Below are 20,199 nucleotides of genomic sequence, written 5' to 3'. Positions count from 1 at the left end.
TTCATTGTTAACAGTAAAGATTATTCCTGCATGAAATATGTATCTTTTTTAATAACCGGTGTATTGCTTGCCGGGGCGGTAGCTGCACAACAGCCGCTTACCCTGGAGCAATGCAGGCAGCTGGCTTCGCAACGCAACCACCGCCTGCAAGCCGCCGCATTAAACATTGCTGCTGCCAAAGCACGCCAGGCACAGGCCGAAGCGGGTGGTAAACCCACCGTGGATGTATCTGCCACCGGCTTCTATTTTGGCAAGCCGCTTAACTCGCTGCTGCCCGAATATGGCATCAGCCCCGGCGTAAGTATATCGCAGTCCGTGTATAACGGCAACAAAGTAAAACTGGGCAAGGCACTGGCCGCCAATGGCGTTACCCTGGAAGAAGAACAACGGGCGCTTACCGCCAGCGAAGTGCTGTACAATACAGACAAAGCTTACTGGCAGGTAGTGGCTGCCGGCGAAAAAATAAAGCTGGCTGTACAGTATAACAAACAGCTACAGGCTTTGTATACCGATTTAAACAACCAATACCAGGCGGGTATTACGTATAAGAACGATGTATTGCGCATTAAGGTGCAGCAAAACGAAAATGAGTTAAACCTGCTGCAGGCACGGGATGCCCTTACACTGGCACAGTTAAGCCTGGCGCAGATTACCGGGCTGGACAGCGCTACCGGCTTTACCATCAGCGATACCATTACCGGTAGCTTCTCCCCTGTACTTAACGATACTGTACAGGCAGGCGCAGGCCTCAGCCGCCCGGAACTGCGTATTCTGCAACGCAACATTGCTGCAGGTAAAATACAGGAAAACCTGTTGAAAGCCGATCAGCTACCCTCGGTAAACCTGGGTGTAAACGGGGTAACGGCCTTTGGCAAACAGGGTATTAACCCTACCAGCAGCAGTAACTTTATGGCTACCTGGTACAGCATGCTCAGCGTTAACATTCCCGTTTTTGACTGGGGCAAAAGAAAACAGAAGGTAAAAGAGCAGCAGTATAAAATACAGGCACAGGAATACCAGCTGAAAGAGCAGGAAGAACTGATTTCGCTGGAAGTACGCCAGGCCTGGTTACAGCTGAACCAAAGCGCACGGCGGGTGGAATTGTCTGCCGCATCGCTGGAGCAGGCGGAAGAAAACCTGCGCCTGAGTACGGACCGTCTGAAAGCAGGCACCATCATTGGCAAAGACGTACTGGAAGCACAAACGCTGTGGCAGCAGGCCTTCAGCGATATGATTGATGCCAAAGTAACGTATAAAGTGAATGAAGCTGCATTGCGCAAGGCGCTGGGTACATCCTGATGCTGCCCCTTCCCTTTCAACTTTCCCTTTGTTTTATATACCGGCCCGTCTGCCCCAGGCAGTACGGGCCTTTTTTACCCCATAGCAACAGTACCTGCAACTATACTGTAACAAAAACCCGAAATTGTGTAAAGCCAGGCCGCATTAACTGCCTACCTTTGGGGCCGGATGCAGAAATACTGGTACATAGTGTGGTTACTGATGGCGGGCTTTTTACTGGCTCCGCTGCACCGCAGTTATGCCTGCGGACATGCCGCATCCTGCTGTAAAAAAACAGGTACAGTATCCGCATCTTTAAAGCTTCTGGGGCAGCCGGCAGTTACTGCACCACAAGTACCCGCTACACAATCAGTATATACCGGCAAAAACGTGCACACTGTGCGCACCAGACACGCCTGCGGTTGCAGCGGCAAATGCACCCACTCCGGCTGCCATTGCTCAGCCAGCTGTAACACTACTGTAAGCGTATTACCACCGTATTTTACCTATATACCCGTTACTGCCCTGTCGCAACCTATGCGCTGGTACTACCAGGTAACGCTTCCTCCTTCGGTATATCTCTCCTGCAAAATACCGCCTAAAATAGGCTGATTCGTTATGGTACAGCCATAGCTGTGCCCATCCGGCAGTAAACCACTGCCCGGTTTATTACTGTTTCTATTCTTCACTAATCAAACGAATCGTTTATGAAAGCCATTCTTTTTGCCTTATCTATAGCGTTGGGCAGTGCTGCCAGCGCGCAAATAAAACATGCCGCTACCGCCACCGTGCTGGTACACGGTAACAATGAGCAATGCAAACCCACTATTGAGGCTGCTGCCGCACAAAACCAATACGCCAGCGCCAGCTGGAACAGTGCTAATCACCTTGCTGTTATTACCTGGGATAGCACACGCACCACACTTTCCGCGGTACTAAAAAACATTGCACTGGCAGGTTATGATAACGATCAATACCTCGCACCAGATGCAGTGTACGCACAACTTCCGGCCTGCTGCCAGTATACACGTACCGCTAAAAAAGCGCCACTTACCAACGGTGCATCAGCCCATACATCAGCAACAGCTTCTTCTTCCAGCCATTCCCCGGCTGCAGAAAATACGGCTGCCCATGCACTGGCCCCGGTAATTAACGCCTACCTGCTGGTAAAAGATGCTCTGGTAAACAGTGCCGCCTCAGAAGCAGCCACGCAGGCAAAACAGCTTACTGCCGCCCTTGCAGCTGTAGATATGAAGGCCCTTGCTCATGAACAGCATATGGTATGGATGAAAGAAAAAAACAGTCTTACAGAGATTGCATCTGCTATTGCAGCTATTAACAGTCTGGAAAAACAGCGCGTACAGTTTGCAGCTTTATCTGCCCATCTGTACCCGGTTGTAAAAGCAGGTGGGGCAGGCCGTCAGCTGTATTATCAGCACTGCCCTATGTTTGAAGAAGGGGCAGACTGGCTGAGCCAGGAAAAAACGGTACGTAACCCCTATTACGGCAACCAGATGCTTACCTGTGGCAAAACCACTGAAACCATTCCATAACCGATACCCCTGTTACGTTTCATGAAAAAAGTATGCTATCTGCTGTATGCAGCCCTGTTATCAGCAGCTGCCGCACACGCACAGAAAACCGTACGGTACGATTTATATGTTACTGATACGATGGTGAATTATACCGGCAAAACCAAAATGGCTTACGCCGTAAACGGACATATTCCTATGCCTACCCTCACTTTTACCGAAGGGGATACGGCATTAATTTATGTACACAATCAGTTAAAGCACGATGAAACATCACTGCACTGGCATGGCCTTATATTACCTAACAGGTATGATGGCGTACCCTATTTAACTACTGCCCCTATTAAAGCAGGTGAAACACATGAGTACCGCTTTCCGCTGGTACAGAGTGGCACTTACTGGTACCATTCGCATACCGGCCACCAGCAGCAGAATGGCATGCATGGTGCCTTTATTATTCATAAGCGGCAGCAGCCACCCATGAAGGAATATACACTGATACTGAGTGAATGGACGGATATGCACCCCGGCAATGTACACCGCCGTTTACACAATGCAGATGACTGGTTTGCCATTCAGAAAAGCAAACTGCAAAAGGGCGCTACCCAAAGCTATGCCGAAGCCATCCGCGCCGGACACCTGGGTACCAAAGTTACAAATGAATGGAAACGCATGACGGCCATGGATGTGAGCGATGTGTATTACGATCGCTTTCTTACCAACGGCCAGCCGGAGATACAGGCCCCGCAGTTTAAAGGCGGCGAAACTGTAAAGCTGCATGTAATTAACGGCAGCGCCACCACCTACTTCTGGCTGCAGTTTGCAGGCAGTAAGCTTACCGTTACCGCCAGTGATGGCATGGATGTAACACCGGTACCGGTAGACCGTATGATTATTGGCACAGCAGAAACTTTTGACATAGAAGTAACCCTGCCGGCAGATAGCACTGCTTACGAGTTTCTGGCCACAGCGGAAGACAGAACACGCTCCACTTCTCTATGGCTGGGCAATGGCATTAAACAACTGGCCCTGCCACTACAGCCGCTGAAGTATTTTGAAGGCATGAAGATGATGAATGATATGATGAAGTTGAACGGCACGCTGAATGATATGGGTATGAACATGAGCCTGCAGCAGATGGATATGAACGTGGTAATGTATCCTGAAATAACCGGCCCGGGCAACAAATCCGGCTCCGCCGCGCAGGCACATGCAGGCAAGCACACTACAAACAACCGCTACAACAGCAACACACTGTCCAACATTGTAACACTTAACTATGCCATGCTGCGGGCTCCGCAAAAAACAACGCTGCCGCAGGCCCCTTTTAAAGAGCTGCGGTTTGAGCTTACGGGCAATATGAACCGTTATACCTGGACCATCAATAACAAAACGGTTTCAGAAACGGATAAGATCATGATTAAAAAGGGGGAGAATGTGCGCCTGATACTCTATAACAATTCCATGATGCGCCACCCCATGCACCTGCACGGTCACTTCTTCCGCATTGTAAACGGGCAGGGCGATTACGCACCTTTAAAAAACGTACTGGATATAATGCCCATGGAAACCGATACACTGGAATTTGCCGGTACGGAAGATGGCGATTGGTTTTTCCATTGCCACATACTGTATCATATGATGAGTGGTATGGGCCGCGTATTCAGTTACGAAAACTCCACCCCTAACCCCGAATTGCCTGATACCCTTAAAGCCTGGAAGCAGTTTTTAAAAGAAGACAAAGGCATTCATTTTATGGCACAGAATGATTTTGCCAGCAATGGCAATGATGGCGAGGCCATGCTGCAAAACACACGCTGGAAGCTACAGGCAGAGTGGCGCCTGGGCTATAACGATATGCATGGTTACGAAAGCGAAGTACATCTGGGCCGCTATATAGATCGTATGCAATGGCTGTTCCCCTACATAGGCTTTGACTGGCGGTACCGCAAAATGGAAGAAGGTGAAATGGAGAAAAACATATTCGGACAGGCGAATACCAAAGACCAGCGGGCTGCCGTTTGTTTTGGTTTACAGTACACCTTACCCTGGCTGCTGGTAGCAGACGGGCGTATAGATACAGATGGCAAGCTGCGTATGCAGCTGATGCGGGAAGATATTCCGGTAAGCAGCCGCCTGCGCTTTAACTTTATGGTTAACTCAGATAAAGAGTATATGGCAGGCTTCCGGTATGTAACCAATAAGTTTTTATCGCTCTCTACCCACTATGATAGCGATATGGGTTGGGGCGCCGGTATTACTCTTAACTATTAATACGTATAAAGGCTGTACCTGTATAGTACATGCACTGCAACAGCAAATACACTCTATACAGGCACAGCCTTATCCACTTCTATGGAAGTAAGCTACACTTTAAAAGAAGCGGATTTTATTATATCGTTGTTTCGTTTGGCAAACGGTTAATCCGTTTCAAATCTTCCTGCGCAGCAGGGTGCAGCAATAATACAATTGCCCTGCCTGGCACCTGTAAACTATCTCCCGGCTTGTACTTAGGCCCATCTTCCAACCCCACCTTCACATCTGCGGTGTTCAGCAGCATCGTCCATTCATGGCCATATTTTTCAGCGGGCAACACAAAATCCAGTGGTTCGGAATGTGCATTGAATATTACATAAAAATCATCATCTATCATACGCTTGCCATCATCTGCCAGGCAACGCAATCCACGTCCGTTTAAATAAATGCCAATAGATTTTGCGTAATAAGTATTCCAGTGGTCATCCTGCATTTCGTTTCCATCCGGCAAAAACCAGTTTATATCTTCTACACCCTGCCCCTTAATAGGAATGCCCTGAAACCACCTGCGCCTGCAAAACGCCGGATGCTTTTTACGTAATTCAATCATACGGCGGGTAAATTCCCTTAATTCATTATCCCCTTTACTCCAATCCAGCCACGACAGTTCATTGTCCTGGCAAAACGCATTATTGTTACCATTTTGTGTATTGCCAGCCTCATCTCCGGCCAGCAACATAGGCACCCCTTGCGATAAAAACAGGGTGGCTATAAAGTTGCGTTTGATTAAGCGCCGCAGGTTATTAATATGCTCATCATCCGTTTCACCTTCCATTCCATGGTTAAATGAAAAGTTATCGTCTGTTCCGTCGTTGTTATCGTCGCAGTTGGGTTCGTTATGCTTGTGTTCATAAGACACCAGATCGTGCAGGGTAAACCCATCATGTGCAGTGATGAAGTTGATGCTGGCAGTAGGCCTGCGATAATCGTTCTGATACAGATCGGGGCTACCGGTAAACCGCAGTGCAAATTCACCCAGCATACTGTCTGCACCCCGCCAGTAGTCGCGTATACAATCTCTGAACATACCATTCCACTCTGCCCAACCTGCCGGAAACTTGCCTACCTGATAACCACCTTCCCCCACATCCCAGGGCTCTGCAATCAGCTTCACGCGCGAGATAATGGGGTCCTGATGTATAATATCAAAAAAGGCGCTCAGCCGCTGCACTTCATGCAACTCCCTTGCCAGTGCAGCGGCCAGGTCAAACCTAAAGCCGTCTACATGCATTTCCTCCACCCAGTAACGCAGGCTATCCATAATCAGCTGCAATACATTGGGCAGTACGGCATTCAGTGTATTGCCTGTTCCGGTATAGTCCATATAATACCGCTTATCTTCTGTTAACCGGTAATACGATGCATTATCAATACCACGGAAACAAAGAGTAGGCCCCATATGGTTACCTTCTGCCGTATGATTATATACTACATCCAGAATTACTTCTATACCTGCCTTGTGTAACTCACGTACCATGTATTTAAATTCAGATACCTGCTGGCCGGTTACACCGGCAGATGAATACCGGGCGTCCGGAGCAAAAAAGCCAATGGTATTATACCCCCAGTAGTTGGTAAGCCCCCTTTCGGCCAGGTGTCTGTCTACCACAAAATGATGTATAGGCAATAATTCAACAGCCGTAACACCCAGCTCTTTCAGGTATTTAATGGTAACCGGATGGGCAATGGCTGCGTAAGTACCTTTCATTTCATCGGGTATATCCGGATGCATTTGTGTAAAACCTTTTACATGCATTTCATAAATAATGCTTTCATGGTAAGGAATATGCAATGGCTGATCTCCCTGCCAGTCAAAGCTATTATCTACCACCACGCATTTAGGTATATAGGGCGCACTGTCTTCCTCACTAAAACTCATATCAGCATCCGGGTGTCCAATCTGATATCCAAACAGCGCATCGTGCCAGTTAACAATACCGGCAATGGCTTTTGCATAAGGATCGAGCAGCAGCTTATTCGGATTAAACCGCAAGCCCTCCTCCGGCTTATAAGGACCATGCACCCGGTAGCCGTACAACTGCCCCGGCTTAAGGCCAGGTAAGTAAATATGCCACACCTGGTGCGACCGTTCAATCATGTGCACGCGGCAACACTCCCGCTTATCATCCGGGGTATTGAATAAGCACAACTCCACCCCGGTAGCATAATCGGCATACAACGCAAAATTCACTCCTTTACCATCCCATGTGGCACCCAACGGGTAAGGTTTGCCTGGTGGAATATTAACCGGTAACTGAAACTCGTCCGGCTCATTTTTTAAGCCCGGATCTTTTTCAATGGCTCTTGGCCGGGTTTGTTTTTCCTGGCGTTCTGAAGAAGCGGATTTCAGCGATGTACGTACTTTTTTGAGCTTATCCATAACTTATGTTTTATTGTTTCAGTTGGTGTTACACATTTCATCACTAAAAGCAGCAGGCATGCCGGTTACGTTGCCACTTGCCCGGCCGGGCAAATGAATAATGGAGTGTATGTTTTCATAGACATTTATTATCGGGGGAAATCAGCATACATTCTGTAGCTGTAACCCGTACCGCAATTAAAAAATCATGCCGCCGCATGAACAGGTGTTATCAGTTGCGGAATAGTTTTTTTGGAAACCAGGCTGTACAAAACCTTTTGTTCAGATAAACTAATCATTATGCAAAACACAAATCTTGTTAACCGTAACCGGTATGCACTTATTACCGGTGCTACCAGTGGCTTTGGTTACGAACTGGCCCGGCTGTTTGCCAGAGACAGCTATAATCTTATACTTGTAGCCCGCTCTGAAGAACGCCTGCAAGAGATTACCGATGAGCTGAAAAACGAATTTGCTATAGAAGCTACCCCGGTAGCAGCAGACCTGTTTCGCCCGGAAGCAGCCAGAGAAATCTACGACCGGGTTGCACAAATGGGTATTGAAGTAGACGTATTGGTAAACGATGCAGGCCAGGGCGAATGGGGTAAGTTTGTTGATATACCACTGGAACGCAGTCTGGATATAATTCAGTTAAACATATCCTCGCTGGTGGCACTTACCAAATACTTTGTTGCAGATATGGTGGCCCGTGGCGAAGGTAAAATATTGCAGCTGGGTTCTGAAGCAGGTAAAGCGCCTATGCCGCTGTTATCTGTATATGCTGCTACCAAAGCATTTGTTATTTCTTTTAGTACCGCACTAAGCAATGAACTGAAAGATACCGGTGTAACCATAACCGTATTATTACCGGGCGCAGCAGATACTGACTTCTTTCATAAAGCCCATGGAGAAGCCTCTAAAACGTACAGAGAAGAGGAATTACAAACACCACAGGAAGTAGCTAAAGATGGTTACGAAGCGCTGATGAGTGGAGAAAGTAAAATTATATCGGGCAGCAAAACAAAAATGCACGTATACATGGCTAACATGATGCCGGATGAAGCGAATGCTGCCAACATGCGTAAGAAAATGGAAGTATCCGATAAACAGGACGGCAGAACATATCCCCAACATGATGCTTCTGCCCGCGAAAGAGATCGCATTAACGAAACCGCCGGCGTAGAAAGCGGAGACTATCACGCCTAGCTTTGATCCTTTATAAATCAGCCATTGCCCGTTTGGGCAGTGGCTTTTTTATTGCGTCATATCAGCTAAAGCCAGCGCGTTGTGCAATGCATTACCATTGCCATCGTTATTAAAAAACACCCACACATCATGCCCTGCTTCCTGCCACTGTTTTATTTTGTTTGCCCATGTTTGCAGCTTTCTTTTAGAATAAGCAGAATCGTACCCCAACTGTCCATGGAAACGGATGTAAATGTGTTTTGCCGTAACCTCAGCGGCAGTTGGCCACCTTTTACCCGATTCGCCTATTACAAAAGCTATTTTGTATTTACGCATTAACGCCAGGCTTTCTTCCTCAAACCAGCTGGTATGCCTGGGCTCCAGTGCGAAACGGTAGCCTTTGTATTGCTGCAGGGCTTTGTAAAAAGCGGTTACTTTTTCTGCATGAAAAGCCAGGTTGGGAGGCAGCTGAATCAACACCGGCCCCAGCTTCCGCTGGTAAGCATCAAACACATCAAAGAAGCGCGGCAAAGAAACTTCCGGCTCATTCAGCTTTTTAATATGGGTAACAAAACGGCTCATCTTGGGGCAGAAGCGAAAACCGCGCGGTACTGTTTTCATCCATTCAGCCACAGTACCCGGCCTGGGAAGATGGTAAAAGCTGGTATTAATTTCAGATACTGTAAAATAACCGCAGTAATAGCGCAGGTATTCTACCGGTTTTAATTCAACCGGATAAAATATCTCCCGCCAATGCTTATAACTCCAGCCCGATGTACCAATGTATACTTTACCTTTCATACAGCGGGTGCTAACAAAATCGTGCCTTGTACTGGCCGTACAATGGCATAGAATATGAAGCTTTTGCATGGCGGGCAGTTATCCGCCATTAAAGTTTACTACTATGCCAGAGTTACCCGATTTGCAGGTGTTCAGCAGCAACCTTACCAAACAGCTGGCTGGCAAAACACTGGAACGCATTACTATCTCTTCTAAAAAAACAAAGACCTCTTCAGCGGCTTTTAAAAAAGCGCTGCAACAACAAAAGCTTACCAAAGTGTACCGTGAGGGCAAGGAACTGCGTTTTGCGTTTGCCAATGGCCATATACTGGGCATGCACCTGATGCTGCATGGTCAGTTGCATTTTTTTACCAAAAAGCCGGATAAGAAATATGTAACTACTGCTCTGTTGTTTACAGATGGTACCGGCCTTGCACTGAGCGATTATCAGGGCGCCGCAGTGCCCTCGCTTGACCCGGAAGAAAAGGAAGCACCGGATGCATTGTCTAAACAGTTTACTGCTGCCTATCTGCAAAAACAACTGGCTGCTACCCGTTCTGCAATTAAAAACGTATTGCTGGATCAGCAGGTGGTAAGGGGCATTGGCAATGCATATGCCGATGAAATATTATGGCAGGCAGGTATTTCACCCTTTTCCGTTGCCAATAAAATACCGGCGGCCGCTGTAAAAAAGCTGGCGCGCATAATACCTAAGGTACTAAAGGAAGCCGAAAAGAAAATACGCAAACACCATCCTGATATTATCAGTGGTGAAATAAGAGATTTTATGCAGATACACAATGCACATATGACACAGAGCCCCAACGGCGCGCAGATACAAAAGAAAGCCGCAGGTGGCCGTAAAACTTATTATACAGATGAGCAGGAGCTATTTGCCTGATGGTGGCACTGCCGCAAACCATCGATACCCGTATGCCGGTAAGCCAATGTTCCATATGCCTTTGCTTTCACCAATAGCTTTCTGTTGCTGAAGCAGGTTTTGCAGCTGATTACCTGTTATGGCCGCCAGCGAAAGCTTTACCGGTTGCCTGCCAAAATTGTGCACTGCTATAGTAGTGCGGTTGTTATAACGATATTGTATAGCCAGCACATTGTCGTTGTTTGTTTCCAGCAGCTGCCAGTTACCCATGCCTATTTCCGGATGTTCTTTGCGTAAGGCTATCAGCTGTTTCATCAGCTGCAGCAGCGAACCATTCTGTAACTGCTGCGCATCTACATTTACTTTCCGGTAGCCAAATGTATCATTACTTATCACCGGGCGAAAAGGCATTGCTGCGCTGGTAAAACCTGCATTTGCTGCATCAGACCATTGCATGGGCGTACGCACTGCCAGCCGCTCCTGCAAACGCAGATCATCGCCCATGCCAATTTCATCGCCATAACGTATTACCGGTGTACCGGGCAAACTAAACAGCAGGCTATAGGCCATATCCAGCATTTGCCGGTTGTTATTAAACATAGGGGCAAGGCGTCGGCGTATGCCCCTGTTGTACAACTGCATACTGGTATCCGGGCCAAAAGCCTGGTATACCTCTTTACGTTGTGCGTCTGTTAAACGGCCCAGATCAATTTCATCGTGATTGCGTAAAAAGTAAGCCCATTGCGATACTTCGGACTGCGGGCGTGTTTCGGTAAGTGCCTTCTTCAGCAATGCCGTTTTACCGGTGGCCAGTGCGTAAAACAAATATTGGTTGGCATAAAAGTTAAACATCATCTGCAAACCATCTCCCTTGCTGCCAAAGTATTTACTGTTATCGGCAGGTGGCACATTGGCTTCTCCCAGCAAAATAGCATCTCCCCGGTTCCATTGCGCAAAACGCTGCATACGCGGTATCAGGTCGTATAACTGCGGGGGCTCATCATTACCGGGCTGCGCCACCTCAATCATAAACGGCACTGCATCCAGCCTGAAGCCGGAAATGCCCAGCTTTAGCCAATAGGCCAGTATACGCTCTGCTTCTTCTACCAGAAAAGGATTGCTGAAATTGAGATCGGGCTGAAAGCGGTAAAAGCGATGGAAGTACCATTTGCGGGTAACACTGTCCTGCGTCCACACCTCCTGCTGCACACCCGGAAAAGCCATACCCTTGTTATAGTTCTCCGGCCGGCGGGTAGCCCAGGCATACCATTGGTGGTACATACTGCCGGTATCTATCCGCGCCTTTGTAAACCAGGGATGTTCATCAGAAGTATGGTTCAATACCACATCCATCATTACCCGTATGCCCCGCTTTTCACATTCCCGCATAAAAAACACAAAATCGCCGGGAGTACCACAGGTGGAATCTATACCATAGTAATCTGCCACATCATATCCATCATCTTTCAGCGGCGAGGGTTGAAAGGGGGCCAGCCAAAGCACATCTACCCCTAATGCGCGCAGATAATCCAACCGCTCTGCCATTCCGCGAAAGTCTCCTGTTCCATCTCCGTCACTATCCTGAAATGTTTTAACATCCAGATTATAAATAACTGCATTCTTATACCAGCGGTCCTGCGCCGTATACGTAGCCACGGGCTGTGCCTGTATAGCTGAAATAAAGCTGCCCAGCAGCAGAGAGAGTATTACGCTGTTTTTCATAGTTGCTTATTTACAATTGGTAAGCAGCATTACTAACAGCAGGAAGGAAACAATAGTTGTTACAGGAATGATATTTGTAATTCCACAGTAGAACAATAACCTGAATAATGCCGTCTTATGAATTTACGCCCCCAAACAGTACTTACAGAAGCTGAGGTAAAAAGAGGAATGAAGGTGGTGATATGGGACGGCCTTGCTTCGGAAATGATGACCACTTTTACCGGAAGCGCTTTTCTGGTAGCCATGGCATTATTGATGGGAGCCAATAACGTGCAGATAGGTTTGCTGGCCTCTTTACCCACTTTTACCAACATATTTCAACTCATCTCTATCTGGCTGGTGCGTAAGTTTAACAACCGCCGCGCCATAGCCGTGTACTGTTCTTTTCTGGCCCGGTTTCCGCTGGTGCTGGTGGGCATATCAGCCCTGTGGTTTGCAGGCAGCTCTATACAGATACTTATTTTCTTTTTGTTTTTTTATTACCTGTTTGGCTCTATAGCCGGCCCCAGCTGGAACTCGTGGATGAAAGACCTGATTCCGGAAAACATGCTGGGCGATTACTTCTCCCGCCGCAGCCGCTACAATCAAACGCTGGATGTGGTACTGAGCATTGTACTGGCCGTTTTGCTGGATTTTGTAAAAAGCCGCTACCCGCAATACGAGCTGCATGTATATTCCGTATTTTTTATTATTGCGGGTGTGGTGGGCATTTTTGGTGGTTATGTATTATCCAAAGCACCGGAGCCGCAATCGTACCTTTCCAACGCACGCATTTTTGCACTGTTCCGCCAGCCACTGAAAGATTTAAATTTCCGCAGACTGCTGGCCTTCAACTCGGCCTGGGTGTTTGCCCTGAATATTGCCACGCCGTTTTTTACCGTGTTTATGATGAAGGCGTTAGGGCTTCCTATTTCTTATATCATAGTGCTTACTATTATCAGTCAGTTATCCAGCATACTTACCATACGCATGTGGGGCACGTTTGCTGACAGGTATAGCAACAAAAGCATTATTGCACTTACTGCACCTATTTATATACTCTGTATTGTAGCCTGGTGTTTTGTGGGCATTTACTCCCGCATGTACGCCAACCTTATACTACTGGTAATCATTCATATATTCAGTGGCATATCCACCTCGGGCATTAATCTATCGCTCACCAACATCGGCCTTAAGCTGGCACCTAAGGAAGATGCTATTGTGTATTTATCGGTAAAAAATATTATTACTGCCTTCTTTTCCTCCATAGGCCCCCTGGTTGGCGGTATACTGGCCGATTATTTTACCAGCCGTACGTTACTGATTACTGCCCAATGGTCAAGCCCCAATTTTCATAAGGTGGGCAAACTGGTATCGCTGCACGAATGGAACTTTCTGTTTCTGATTGGTGCTTTGCTGGCCTTGTTATCTATGGAATTGCTGGTGCCTGTGCGGGAAGTAGGCGAGGTAGAAAAGGATGTGGTAAAACGTATTATGCGCACCAGTATTAAAAGTAACCTGAAGGAATATTTTATTATAGGAAATATTATCAGCTGGCACGAACAGCTGCGCGCGCTTATAAAAGTTAAAAAGAAAAGTATTCAGCCATGAAAAATAGGTATCCTTTAGAAACGATTGAAAACATCCGCCATGCACTGCTTAACCGGGAAGGCACGGTAGCTGTAGCTGAAAGCGTTACCTCCGGCCACCTGCAGGTAGCTTTTTCGCAGGCCCGGGAAGCCTCTGCTTTTTTCCAGGGTGGCGTTACCGCCTATAATGCCGGGCAAAAAACCAAACTATTGGAAATAGAGCCCATTTGTGCGCTTAAAACCAATTGTGTAAGCCAGCAAATTGCAGATGATATGGCCCTGCATGCCAATAAATTATTTTTAAGCCATTATGCTATTGGTATTACCGGCTATGCTGCCACTGTGCCTGAAATGAATATTAACGAATTATACGCTTATATAGCCATTGCTTACCGCAATGAGGTAGTAGGGCGTTTGCGTGTGGAGGGTGATGCACAGCAGGATAGCTTTGCTGTTCAACTGCATTATACCAAAGTGGCTTTAGAGCAATTGGAACTGGCGCTTACAGCCAACGCCGGCAGTTAATTTAAACGGGCAAAGCCCGTTGCGGGTGCCGTGTAGCGGAATAGAATAGAACGGCTTACCGTACCTGAAGTGGGCTGGCGTAACAGCGCCTGTACAGCAGTTATAATTTTATCGGGAGTGGGCAGCGGCACTTCCTCTGCAAACATTTCTTCATCCACATACCGTATTACCTCGTTCCTGCTCTTCATATCCTTTTTAACTGAATAGGGCAGAATGGTGTTTTGTACCAGCCACGGCGTATGTTGCGGATTAGTAAGGGCATACAATACCACTACCGGTGTTTGCACAGCCGCTGCCACATGCACGGTAGCGGTGTTTACAGAAACTACCAGGGCAGCACCGGCTATCAGCGCAATCCATTCTTCAATGGTAAGGTGGCCTGCCAGGGAATAACACCCCACCCCTGCTTCTGCAATAATTTTTTCTGCCAGCGGGCTATCGGCAACCGAGCCACTTATCAGTACCGGCAGCCCTGTTGCGTTATGCAGGCCTGCTACGGCGGTTGCCCACTTATCAGCCGGGTATTCACGCTTTAATTCACTTACACCGGGATGAATAACCAGGTAACGGTTGCCCGGCCCTACACCGGTTTTCTTCAGTACCTTCTGCTGGGTGCGCAGTAAACATTCTTTGCTATAGGTAATGGCCAATTTTTCATCGCGCGTGGCGGCGCCTATATAAGCCACCAACGCCAGGTCGCGTTCTACCTGATGCCTTATCAGCTGGTAAGGTTCCTGGTCGGGTACCCAGTGGGTTAATAGCCCGTAGGGGTTTTCGCGGCTGTAGGCCAGCCTTACCGGCACCCCGGCCATATATAGTAAGGTAGCTGCGGGAAGCGCGCTTTGGCTGTATACATTGAATATAACAGCACAATCAAACTTACCTGCCTGTATCTGCTGCACCAGTTGCAGTGCTGCTTTACCATCCTGTGCTTCTACGGCTTTTACCCACGGTATATCGCATACCAGGGTATCATCCACTTCCGGCACAAAGGGTGCTATCAATGCGCCCATTTTAGAGGTAAGCAGGGTAATACGGCATTGGAAGGTTTGCTTTAACGCACGCATGGCCGGTGCGCTCATCAGCACATCGCCCATGTTATCCGCCCTTACACACAAAATATTCTTATACTGACTCCGGGGCTGGCTCATGCTCCAATACTTTGTTATAGTTCAACTGACAGATAATATCAGCTGCCTTCAGCAGATTCGTGATTTTATGGTCGGGATTGCGGAAGCGGTCCAGCACCCATTCTGTTTCGTTACCTACATCATACAGAATGCTTTTACAACCGGCACGGTGGCCTGCCTCTACATCGTCCAGTATATCACCAATCATCCACGATTCGGAAAGGTCTATCTGCAATTCCTGTGCTGCACGCAGCAACATACCGGGCGCTGGTTTGCGGCAGCTGCATTTGGTAGCGTAATCTGCAATAATACCATCGGGGTGGTGCGGGCAGTAATAAAATGCATCTACAAAAACACCTTCTTCTGCCAGCATGCCCGCCAGGTGGCTGTTGGCTTTCATCAGGTCCTTCTCGGTAAAATATCCTTTGGCAATGCCTCCCTGGTTAGATACCACCACAATCAGGTAATCGTTCTGTTGTAAAAGGGTAAGTGCCTCTACGGCTCCGGGCTCTACCATCATCCTTGCCGGATCTATGTTGTAGGGCACATTCTTAACCAGTGTTCCGTCTTTGTCGATAAATACTGCTTTATTCATGCTATTCAATATTGGCTATTGAGTTATCTGGCCCTGCATATGGGGTTCCAGTCCGGATGATAAAAAAGATTCCTTAATAAAACTGCTGATATCTTTTAATAACAAATTACTGTGCCACTTGTTTGCAGCCGGTACCGGAATATTTGTAAGCTGCTGGTATAATGTATGCATAGAACGCGCCACCCGGTTCCAGGTAAAATACCTGTTTACGTGTATCAGTGCATTTTTATGCATAGCAGCCAGCAGCTTGTCGTTGGTTACCATTTTTACTATAGCGTTGCCCAGTACCAGCGGATTACGCGGCGGCACCAGCAAGCCGGTTTTACCATCTACCACACTATACTTAATACCCCCAACATTGGCACCTATTACCGGTGTGCCACAGGCCATTGCTTCCAGCGGTGTTATACCAAAAGGCTCGTACCAGGGCGTAGTAATAAACACATCTGCCGCAGCGTAATAATACTTTAATACATCGCGGCTGCGGCGCCCGGTAAAAGTTACACGGTCTGCCACACCTGCCTCCATAGCCACCTGCTGTAAACGCTGTACCTCAGGCGTTTGCAGCACTTCGGGCATATCAGCTTCCCCGCCCACTATCAGCAGGCGAACGTTGTTCAGCTTTTTGCTTACAGTACCCAACCCACGTATTACGTTGTCCACCCCTTTTCTGGGCACCATACGCCCCAGTTGCAACAATATTTTTTCATCAGGATTCAGTTGCAGCATTTCGCGGGCAGTCTTTTTATCTACCGGCCCAAACTCTCCGGGGCAAAAGCCACAGGGAATAACAGTGATATTACTTTCCTCTGCGTTATAAAATGTTATCAGATCTGCTTTATCCTGGGGACATTCTGCAACAATATGGTCAGCATCTTTTACCAGCATAGCTTCTATCTGCAACCGCTCTGCCGGAAACTGATCCATTTCCTTCTGGTGCTGCTTTCTTACCAGCCCCAGTGCATGGAAGGTGATGGTATATGGTATTCCGGTAAGCTTACGTAGTTCAGAGGCTACCCAACCCGACATAAAGAAATGGGCATGTACCAGGTTGTACCTTACCTGTTGCCGCTGCATAAAAGCCAGCATATACTCCACAAAATCAGGCATGTAGTACAGCAGCTTTTCTTTGGGCACAAACATTTCAGGGCCTGCCTTCACATGCACTACACGTACACCTGGCAACCAGTCTACTATCTCCACCTGCGCTTTATCATCCTTCCGGGTAAAAATATCTATCTCGTACCCCGTATCTGCCAGGCGTTTAGCCAGCTCTGCCACATACACATTCTGTCCGCCACTATCCACGCCGCCCAGGGTTGCCAGCGGAGAAGCATGATCGCTAATAAATGCTATTCTCTTTTTCATAGGTGTATTTGTTTGCATGAACCGATACCATTCTGTTAAACAGGCTTTCCCAATCGCGGGTAAACCGTTGAATAGAAAAACGTTCTTCTACTGTCGCCTTACCATTGGCCCCCAGTTCTGCCGCCAGTAACGGATTGTTTAGCAGGCTGTTCATTTTTTCTATCAGGTAGTCTATATCAGTATGTATAAAGCCGGAAACCCCATCTTTAATTACCGTTACATATTCGGTAGTAGCCAGCGCCACTACCGGTATACCACGCATCATAGCTTCCAGTACGGCCAGCCCCAGGCTGGTATAACGTATAGGATTAAACATAAAACGATAACGGGCTGTAAAAGCCGGCAGGTCAGGATGCAACACTTCTCCCAGTCCTCCATATTCCTCTGTTCCCATACCTACCAGCTCTACAGGAACCTGTTTGCGGATGATATCGTAAATATCGCCGCCCAGTTTTCGCCCGCGTTGATGCAAGTGATTCACTACTACTATTCCTTTGTTTATTTCCCCCGTGTACGTGGCTGCCTGTGTGGTAATACCATGGTCTATTACCTCCACCATAGGTACCTGGTTATGGTACATCAGCTTATTAAAATGCGTAACATGCACCAGGCATACCTCCGCATCGTTCATAGGGTGCCTGGTATCTGTGGGGTGTTTATCCGGCGTGTTGTGTTCTACATAAATACGGGGCAGCTTGCGCTGCGCCTCACTCAGTACTTCGTACTGGTCTGCCAGAAAATTTTTAGTGCTCTGGAACAGAATACAATCAAACTGCATATTTCGCACTTCCTCTGCCGGTACTTCTATTACGTTGCTGCCAAAAGGAAACGTACGCCCCCTGCCGTAATAGCCCTCATTCCTTTCTTTATTTACGGGTATATACAGGTCGTAGTTGCCCTGGGCAAGGTAAAAAAGGTAGCTGCCGTGGATATGCCACGTAAAAATTTTCAGCCTTCTGCCTGGTGTAGAAGTCTTAATCATAATTATCTATAGTAGATGGTGCAAGCCCGGCAGGTTAAAAGATAGTGCCATATCAGTACTGTAAAGAATTGTTAACACTTGTAGAAGCGCTTCTACAGCCTGAGATGGGAAACGCTTCTCTGCTGCCTCGTTTGCTGGTACACGGGTACAAAAGCCCCGTGGACCACTTATTGCATCACACCCAACACTAACCTTGCGCTGTTTATCCAATTACTTACAGAACTATTAAAATTATACTGATGTACACATTAGGCATTAATGCGGCATTTCACGACTCGTCTGCCTGTATTGTAAAAGACGGACAATTGCTGGCAGCAGCGGAGGAAGAGCGTTTTACCCATATTAAACATGGTAAACGCCCGGTGCCTTTTTCGGTTTACGAGTTGCCTTATCATGCCATTGACTACTGTTTACAGGTAGCCGGCATCCGTTTATCCGATGTAGATCATATAGCCTATGCATTCGATCCTTCTAAAATAGAAACCACCCAAAGCAACGAGGCAGACCTGGGCATGCCCATTAAAGAACTTTTTCTGCGCTATGTAAAAGAAGCGCCTGCACAGTTGGTGGATGGCTATCCGCATCATTTGCAGCAACGCTTTTATGGCGCACGTATAAGCGATTTTGAATGGCATTATGTAGAACATCATATTGCCCATGCGGCCAGCGCCTTTCTGCCTTCGCCTTACGATAGCGCTGCCGTACTTACTATTGACGGACGTGGCGAATGGACAACTACCAGCTACTACACAGGTAAAGGCAATACCCTTACACAAATAGGCGAAGTGCAAATGCCGCATTCTCTGGGGTTATTGTACGAAAGCGTTACCACTCATCTGGGCTTTCTGCATTCTTCCGATGAATATAAGGTAATGGCGCTTGCCTCGTATGGCCAACCAGCTTATCTGGATGTGTTGCGCAAAGCTATTCAGGTACAACCCAACGGTACGTATACCATAGCACCACTACAACTGGAAAAATGGTTTGGCCCGGCACGCAAACGCCACGAACCGTTTACAGAAAAACATTTCAATATTGCGCACTCGTTACAAAAGGTGCTGGAAGAAACGGTTTTGCAGCTGGTTAACTGGCTGCATACAACCACCGGAGAAGACAACCTTTGCATGGCGGGTGGTGTGGCACTGAACTGTGTATTAAATGCAGTGATACGCGATAACAGCGCGTTTAAAAACATATGGGTACAACCCGCAGCAGGCGATGCCGGCACGGCCCTTGGTGCTGCCTTATGGATAGATGCACAGGTGCGTAACACTACTGAACGCAGCTTTATTATGCAGCATGCCTACTGGGGACCGGAGTATTCTGATGAAGAGATAGAGCGCTTTTTGCAATGGACCAAAGTACCTTACCGCAAAATGGATAATGTAGCCGCTGAAACGGCTGCTATATTGGCGCAGGATAAAGTAATTGGCTGGTACCAGGGCCGTATGGAGTTTGGGCCGCGTGCATTGGGCAGCCGGTCTATCCTGGCCTCCCCTATCAGTGCAGATATGCAGGCGAAGCTGAACGAGATTAAAGACCGGGAAGACTTTCGCCCGGTTGCACCGGTGGTAATGGAAGAGTATGCAGGCGAATGGTTTGAAAATGCAGTATACTCGCCCTTTATGTTGTTTGTATACAAAGTGTTTGAAGAAAAGGCAAAGGAAATACCTGCTGTAACGCACGTAGACAGAACTGCCCGCATTCAAACCATTAACCGCCATCAGCATCCTGCTTACTACGATCTGCTGGATGAGTTTAGAAAGCTTACCGGTGTACCGGTACTGGTAAACACTTCCTTCAATACCCGCGGCGAGCCCGTGGTATGCAGCCCACGCGATGCGATTGAATGTTTCTGGACATCACCTTTTGATGCGCTGGTTATTCAATCTTTTCTGTTAGAAAAACAGCCTTCCGTACAACCTGCTGCCATTGCCAGCCGCGAACGGGAAGCACTGGAACTGGACATTACTGTATAA

16 protein-coding genes are annotated in these 20,199 nt (G+C 47.6%); 9 read left to right on the top strand and 7 right to left on the bottom strand.

Going from position 1 to position 20,199, the window contains the following annotated elements; genetic code table 11:
• The first annotated feature begins 30 nt into the window (after positions 1 to 30).
• From IEY13_RS01030 to IEY13_RS01015, 4 genes are all read left to right on the top strand, one after another.
• Entirely contained in the window at positions 31 to 1,299 is a 1,269-nt protein-coding gene (locus IEY13_RS01030) for a TolC family protein (protein ID WP_188949804.1), read from the top strand.
• Between the two features lie 168 nt (positions 1,300 to 1,467).
• Entirely contained in the window at positions 1,468 to 1,890 is a 423-nt protein-coding gene (locus tag IEY13_RS01025) for a hypothetical protein (protein WP_188949802.1), read from the top strand.
• Between the two features lie 95 nt (positions 1,891 to 1,985).
• Positions 1,986 to 2,831: a DUF3347 domain-containing protein gene (locus tag IEY13_RS01020; protein WP_188949800.1), complete on the top strand. Its 846-nt coding sequence runs from the start codon at positions 1,986 to 1,988 to the stop codon at positions 2,829 to 2,831.
• Positions 2,832 to 2,852: 21 nt separating this feature from the next.
• Positions 2,853 to 5,084, top strand: a complete 2,232-nt coding sequence (locus IEY13_RS01015) for a multicopper oxidase domain-containing protein (RefSeq protein ID WP_188949799.1) — start codon at positions 2,853 to 2,855, stop codon at positions 5,082 to 5,084.
• 118 nt (positions 5,085 to 5,202) lie between these two features.
• Here the strand turns inward: IEY13_RS01015 and glgX are convergent, their stop codons facing one another.
• On the bottom strand, positions 5,203 to 7,506 hold the full coding sequence (glgX, locus tag IEY13_RS01010) for a glycogen debranching protein GlgX (protein WP_188949796.1): 2,304 nt from the start codon (positions 7,504 to 7,506) through the stop codon (positions 5,203 to 5,205).
• 279 nt (positions 7,507 to 7,785) lie between these two features.
• Here glgX and IEY13_RS01005 point away from each other — a divergent pair, with 279 nt between their 5' ends.
• Positions 7,786 to 8,691: an SDR family NAD(P)-dependent oxidoreductase gene (locus IEY13_RS01005; RefSeq protein ID WP_188949795.1), complete on the top strand. Its 906-nt coding sequence runs from the start codon at positions 7,786 to 7,788 to the stop codon at positions 8,689 to 8,691.
• A 48-nt stretch (positions 8,692 to 8,739) separates the two neighbouring features.
• Here IEY13_RS01005 and IEY13_RS01000 read toward each other — a convergent pair whose 3' ends face one another.
• On the bottom strand, positions 8,740 to 9,471 hold the full coding sequence (locus IEY13_RS01000) for a DUF72 domain-containing protein (protein WP_188949793.1): 732 nt from the start codon (positions 9,469 to 9,471) through the stop codon (positions 8,740 to 8,742).
• Positions 9,472 to 9,574: 103 nt separating this feature from the next.
• Between IEY13_RS01000 and IEY13_RS00995 the strand changes: the two genes are divergently transcribed.
• Positions 9,575 to 10,351: an Fpg/Nei family DNA glycosylase gene (locus IEY13_RS00995; protein ID WP_188949791.1), complete on the top strand. Its 777-nt coding sequence runs from the start codon at positions 9,575 to 9,577 to the stop codon at positions 10,349 to 10,351.
• Here the strand turns inward: IEY13_RS00995 and IEY13_RS00990 are convergent.
• Positions 10,340 to 12,052, bottom strand: a complete 1,713-nt coding sequence (locus IEY13_RS00990; protein WP_188949789.1) for an alpha-amylase family protein — start codon at positions 12,050 to 12,052, stop codon at positions 10,340 to 10,342. The two genes, IEY13_RS00995 and IEY13_RS00990, sit on opposite strands and share 12 nt — an antisense overlap.
• A 117-nt stretch (positions 12,053 to 12,169) precedes the next feature.
• Here IEY13_RS00990 and IEY13_RS00985 point away from each other — a divergent pair, with 117 nt between their 5' ends.
• Together IEY13_RS00985 and IEY13_RS00980 are read left to right on the top strand one after the other, a co-directional pair.
• The gene (locus IEY13_RS00985) at positions 12,170 to 13,642 is read left to right on the top strand and encodes an MFS transporter (RefSeq protein WP_188949787.1); all 1,473 of its coding nucleotides are present in this window, start codon (positions 12,170 to 12,172) and stop codon (positions 13,640 to 13,642) included.
• Positions 13,639 to 14,145, top strand: a complete 507-nt coding sequence (locus IEY13_RS00980; protein WP_188949785.1) for a CinA family protein — start codon at positions 13,639 to 13,641, stop codon at positions 14,143 to 14,145. The genes IEY13_RS00985 and IEY13_RS00980 overlap by 4 nt, the downstream gene beginning before the upstream one ends.
• Here the strand turns inward: IEY13_RS00980 and IEY13_RS00975 are convergent.
• From IEY13_RS00975 to IEY13_RS00960, 4 genes are read right to left on the bottom strand one after another with little or no spacing between them, the layout of a single operon-like run.
• Positions 14,142 to 15,296: a glycosyltransferase family 9 protein gene (locus IEY13_RS00975; protein WP_188949782.1), complete on the bottom strand. Its 1,155-nt coding sequence runs from the start codon at positions 15,294 to 15,296 to the stop codon at positions 14,142 to 14,144. The genes IEY13_RS00980 and IEY13_RS00975 overlap by 4 nt on opposite strands.
• Complete coding sequence (locus tag IEY13_RS00970; RefSeq protein WP_188949780.1) at positions 15,271 to 15,870, bottom strand: D-glycero-alpha-D-manno-heptose-1,7-bisphosphate 7-phosphatase; 600 nt, start codon at positions 15,868 to 15,870, stop codon at positions 15,271 to 15,273. The genes IEY13_RS00975 and IEY13_RS00970 overlap by 26 nt, the downstream gene beginning before the upstream one ends.
• Before the next feature lie 15 nt (positions 15,871 to 15,885).
• Positions 15,886 to 17,238 carry a glycosyltransferase family 4 protein gene (locus tag IEY13_RS00965; RefSeq protein ID WP_188949778.1) on the bottom strand — a complete coding sequence of 451 codons (1,353 nt, stop codon included), beginning with the start codon at positions 17,236 to 17,238 and terminating at the stop codon, positions 15,886 to 15,888.
• A complete protein-coding gene (locus IEY13_RS00960) occupies positions 17,213 to 18,220 on the bottom strand; it encodes a glycosyltransferase family 4 protein (RefSeq protein WP_188949776.1) in 1,008 nt (335 codons plus the stop codon). Before IEY13_RS00960 ends, IEY13_RS00965 begins: the two co-directional genes overlap by 26 nt.
• Positions 18,221 to 18,459: 239 nt before the next feature.
• Between IEY13_RS00960 and IEY13_RS00955 the strand changes: the two genes are divergently transcribed.
• A complete protein-coding gene (locus IEY13_RS00955; RefSeq protein WP_188949774.1) occupies positions 18,460 to 20,199 on the top strand; it encodes a carbamoyltransferase family protein in 1,740 nt (579 codons plus the stop codon).

This window comes from Filimonas zeae, assembly GCF_014641615.1.
Taxonomy (GTDB): domain Bacteria; phylum Bacteroidota; class Bacteroidia; order Chitinophagales; family Chitinophagaceae; genus Filimonas; species Filimonas zeae.
The sequence above is the reverse complement of the archived record's forward strand: the minus strand, read 5'-3'. Positions and strand labels throughout refer to the sequence as shown.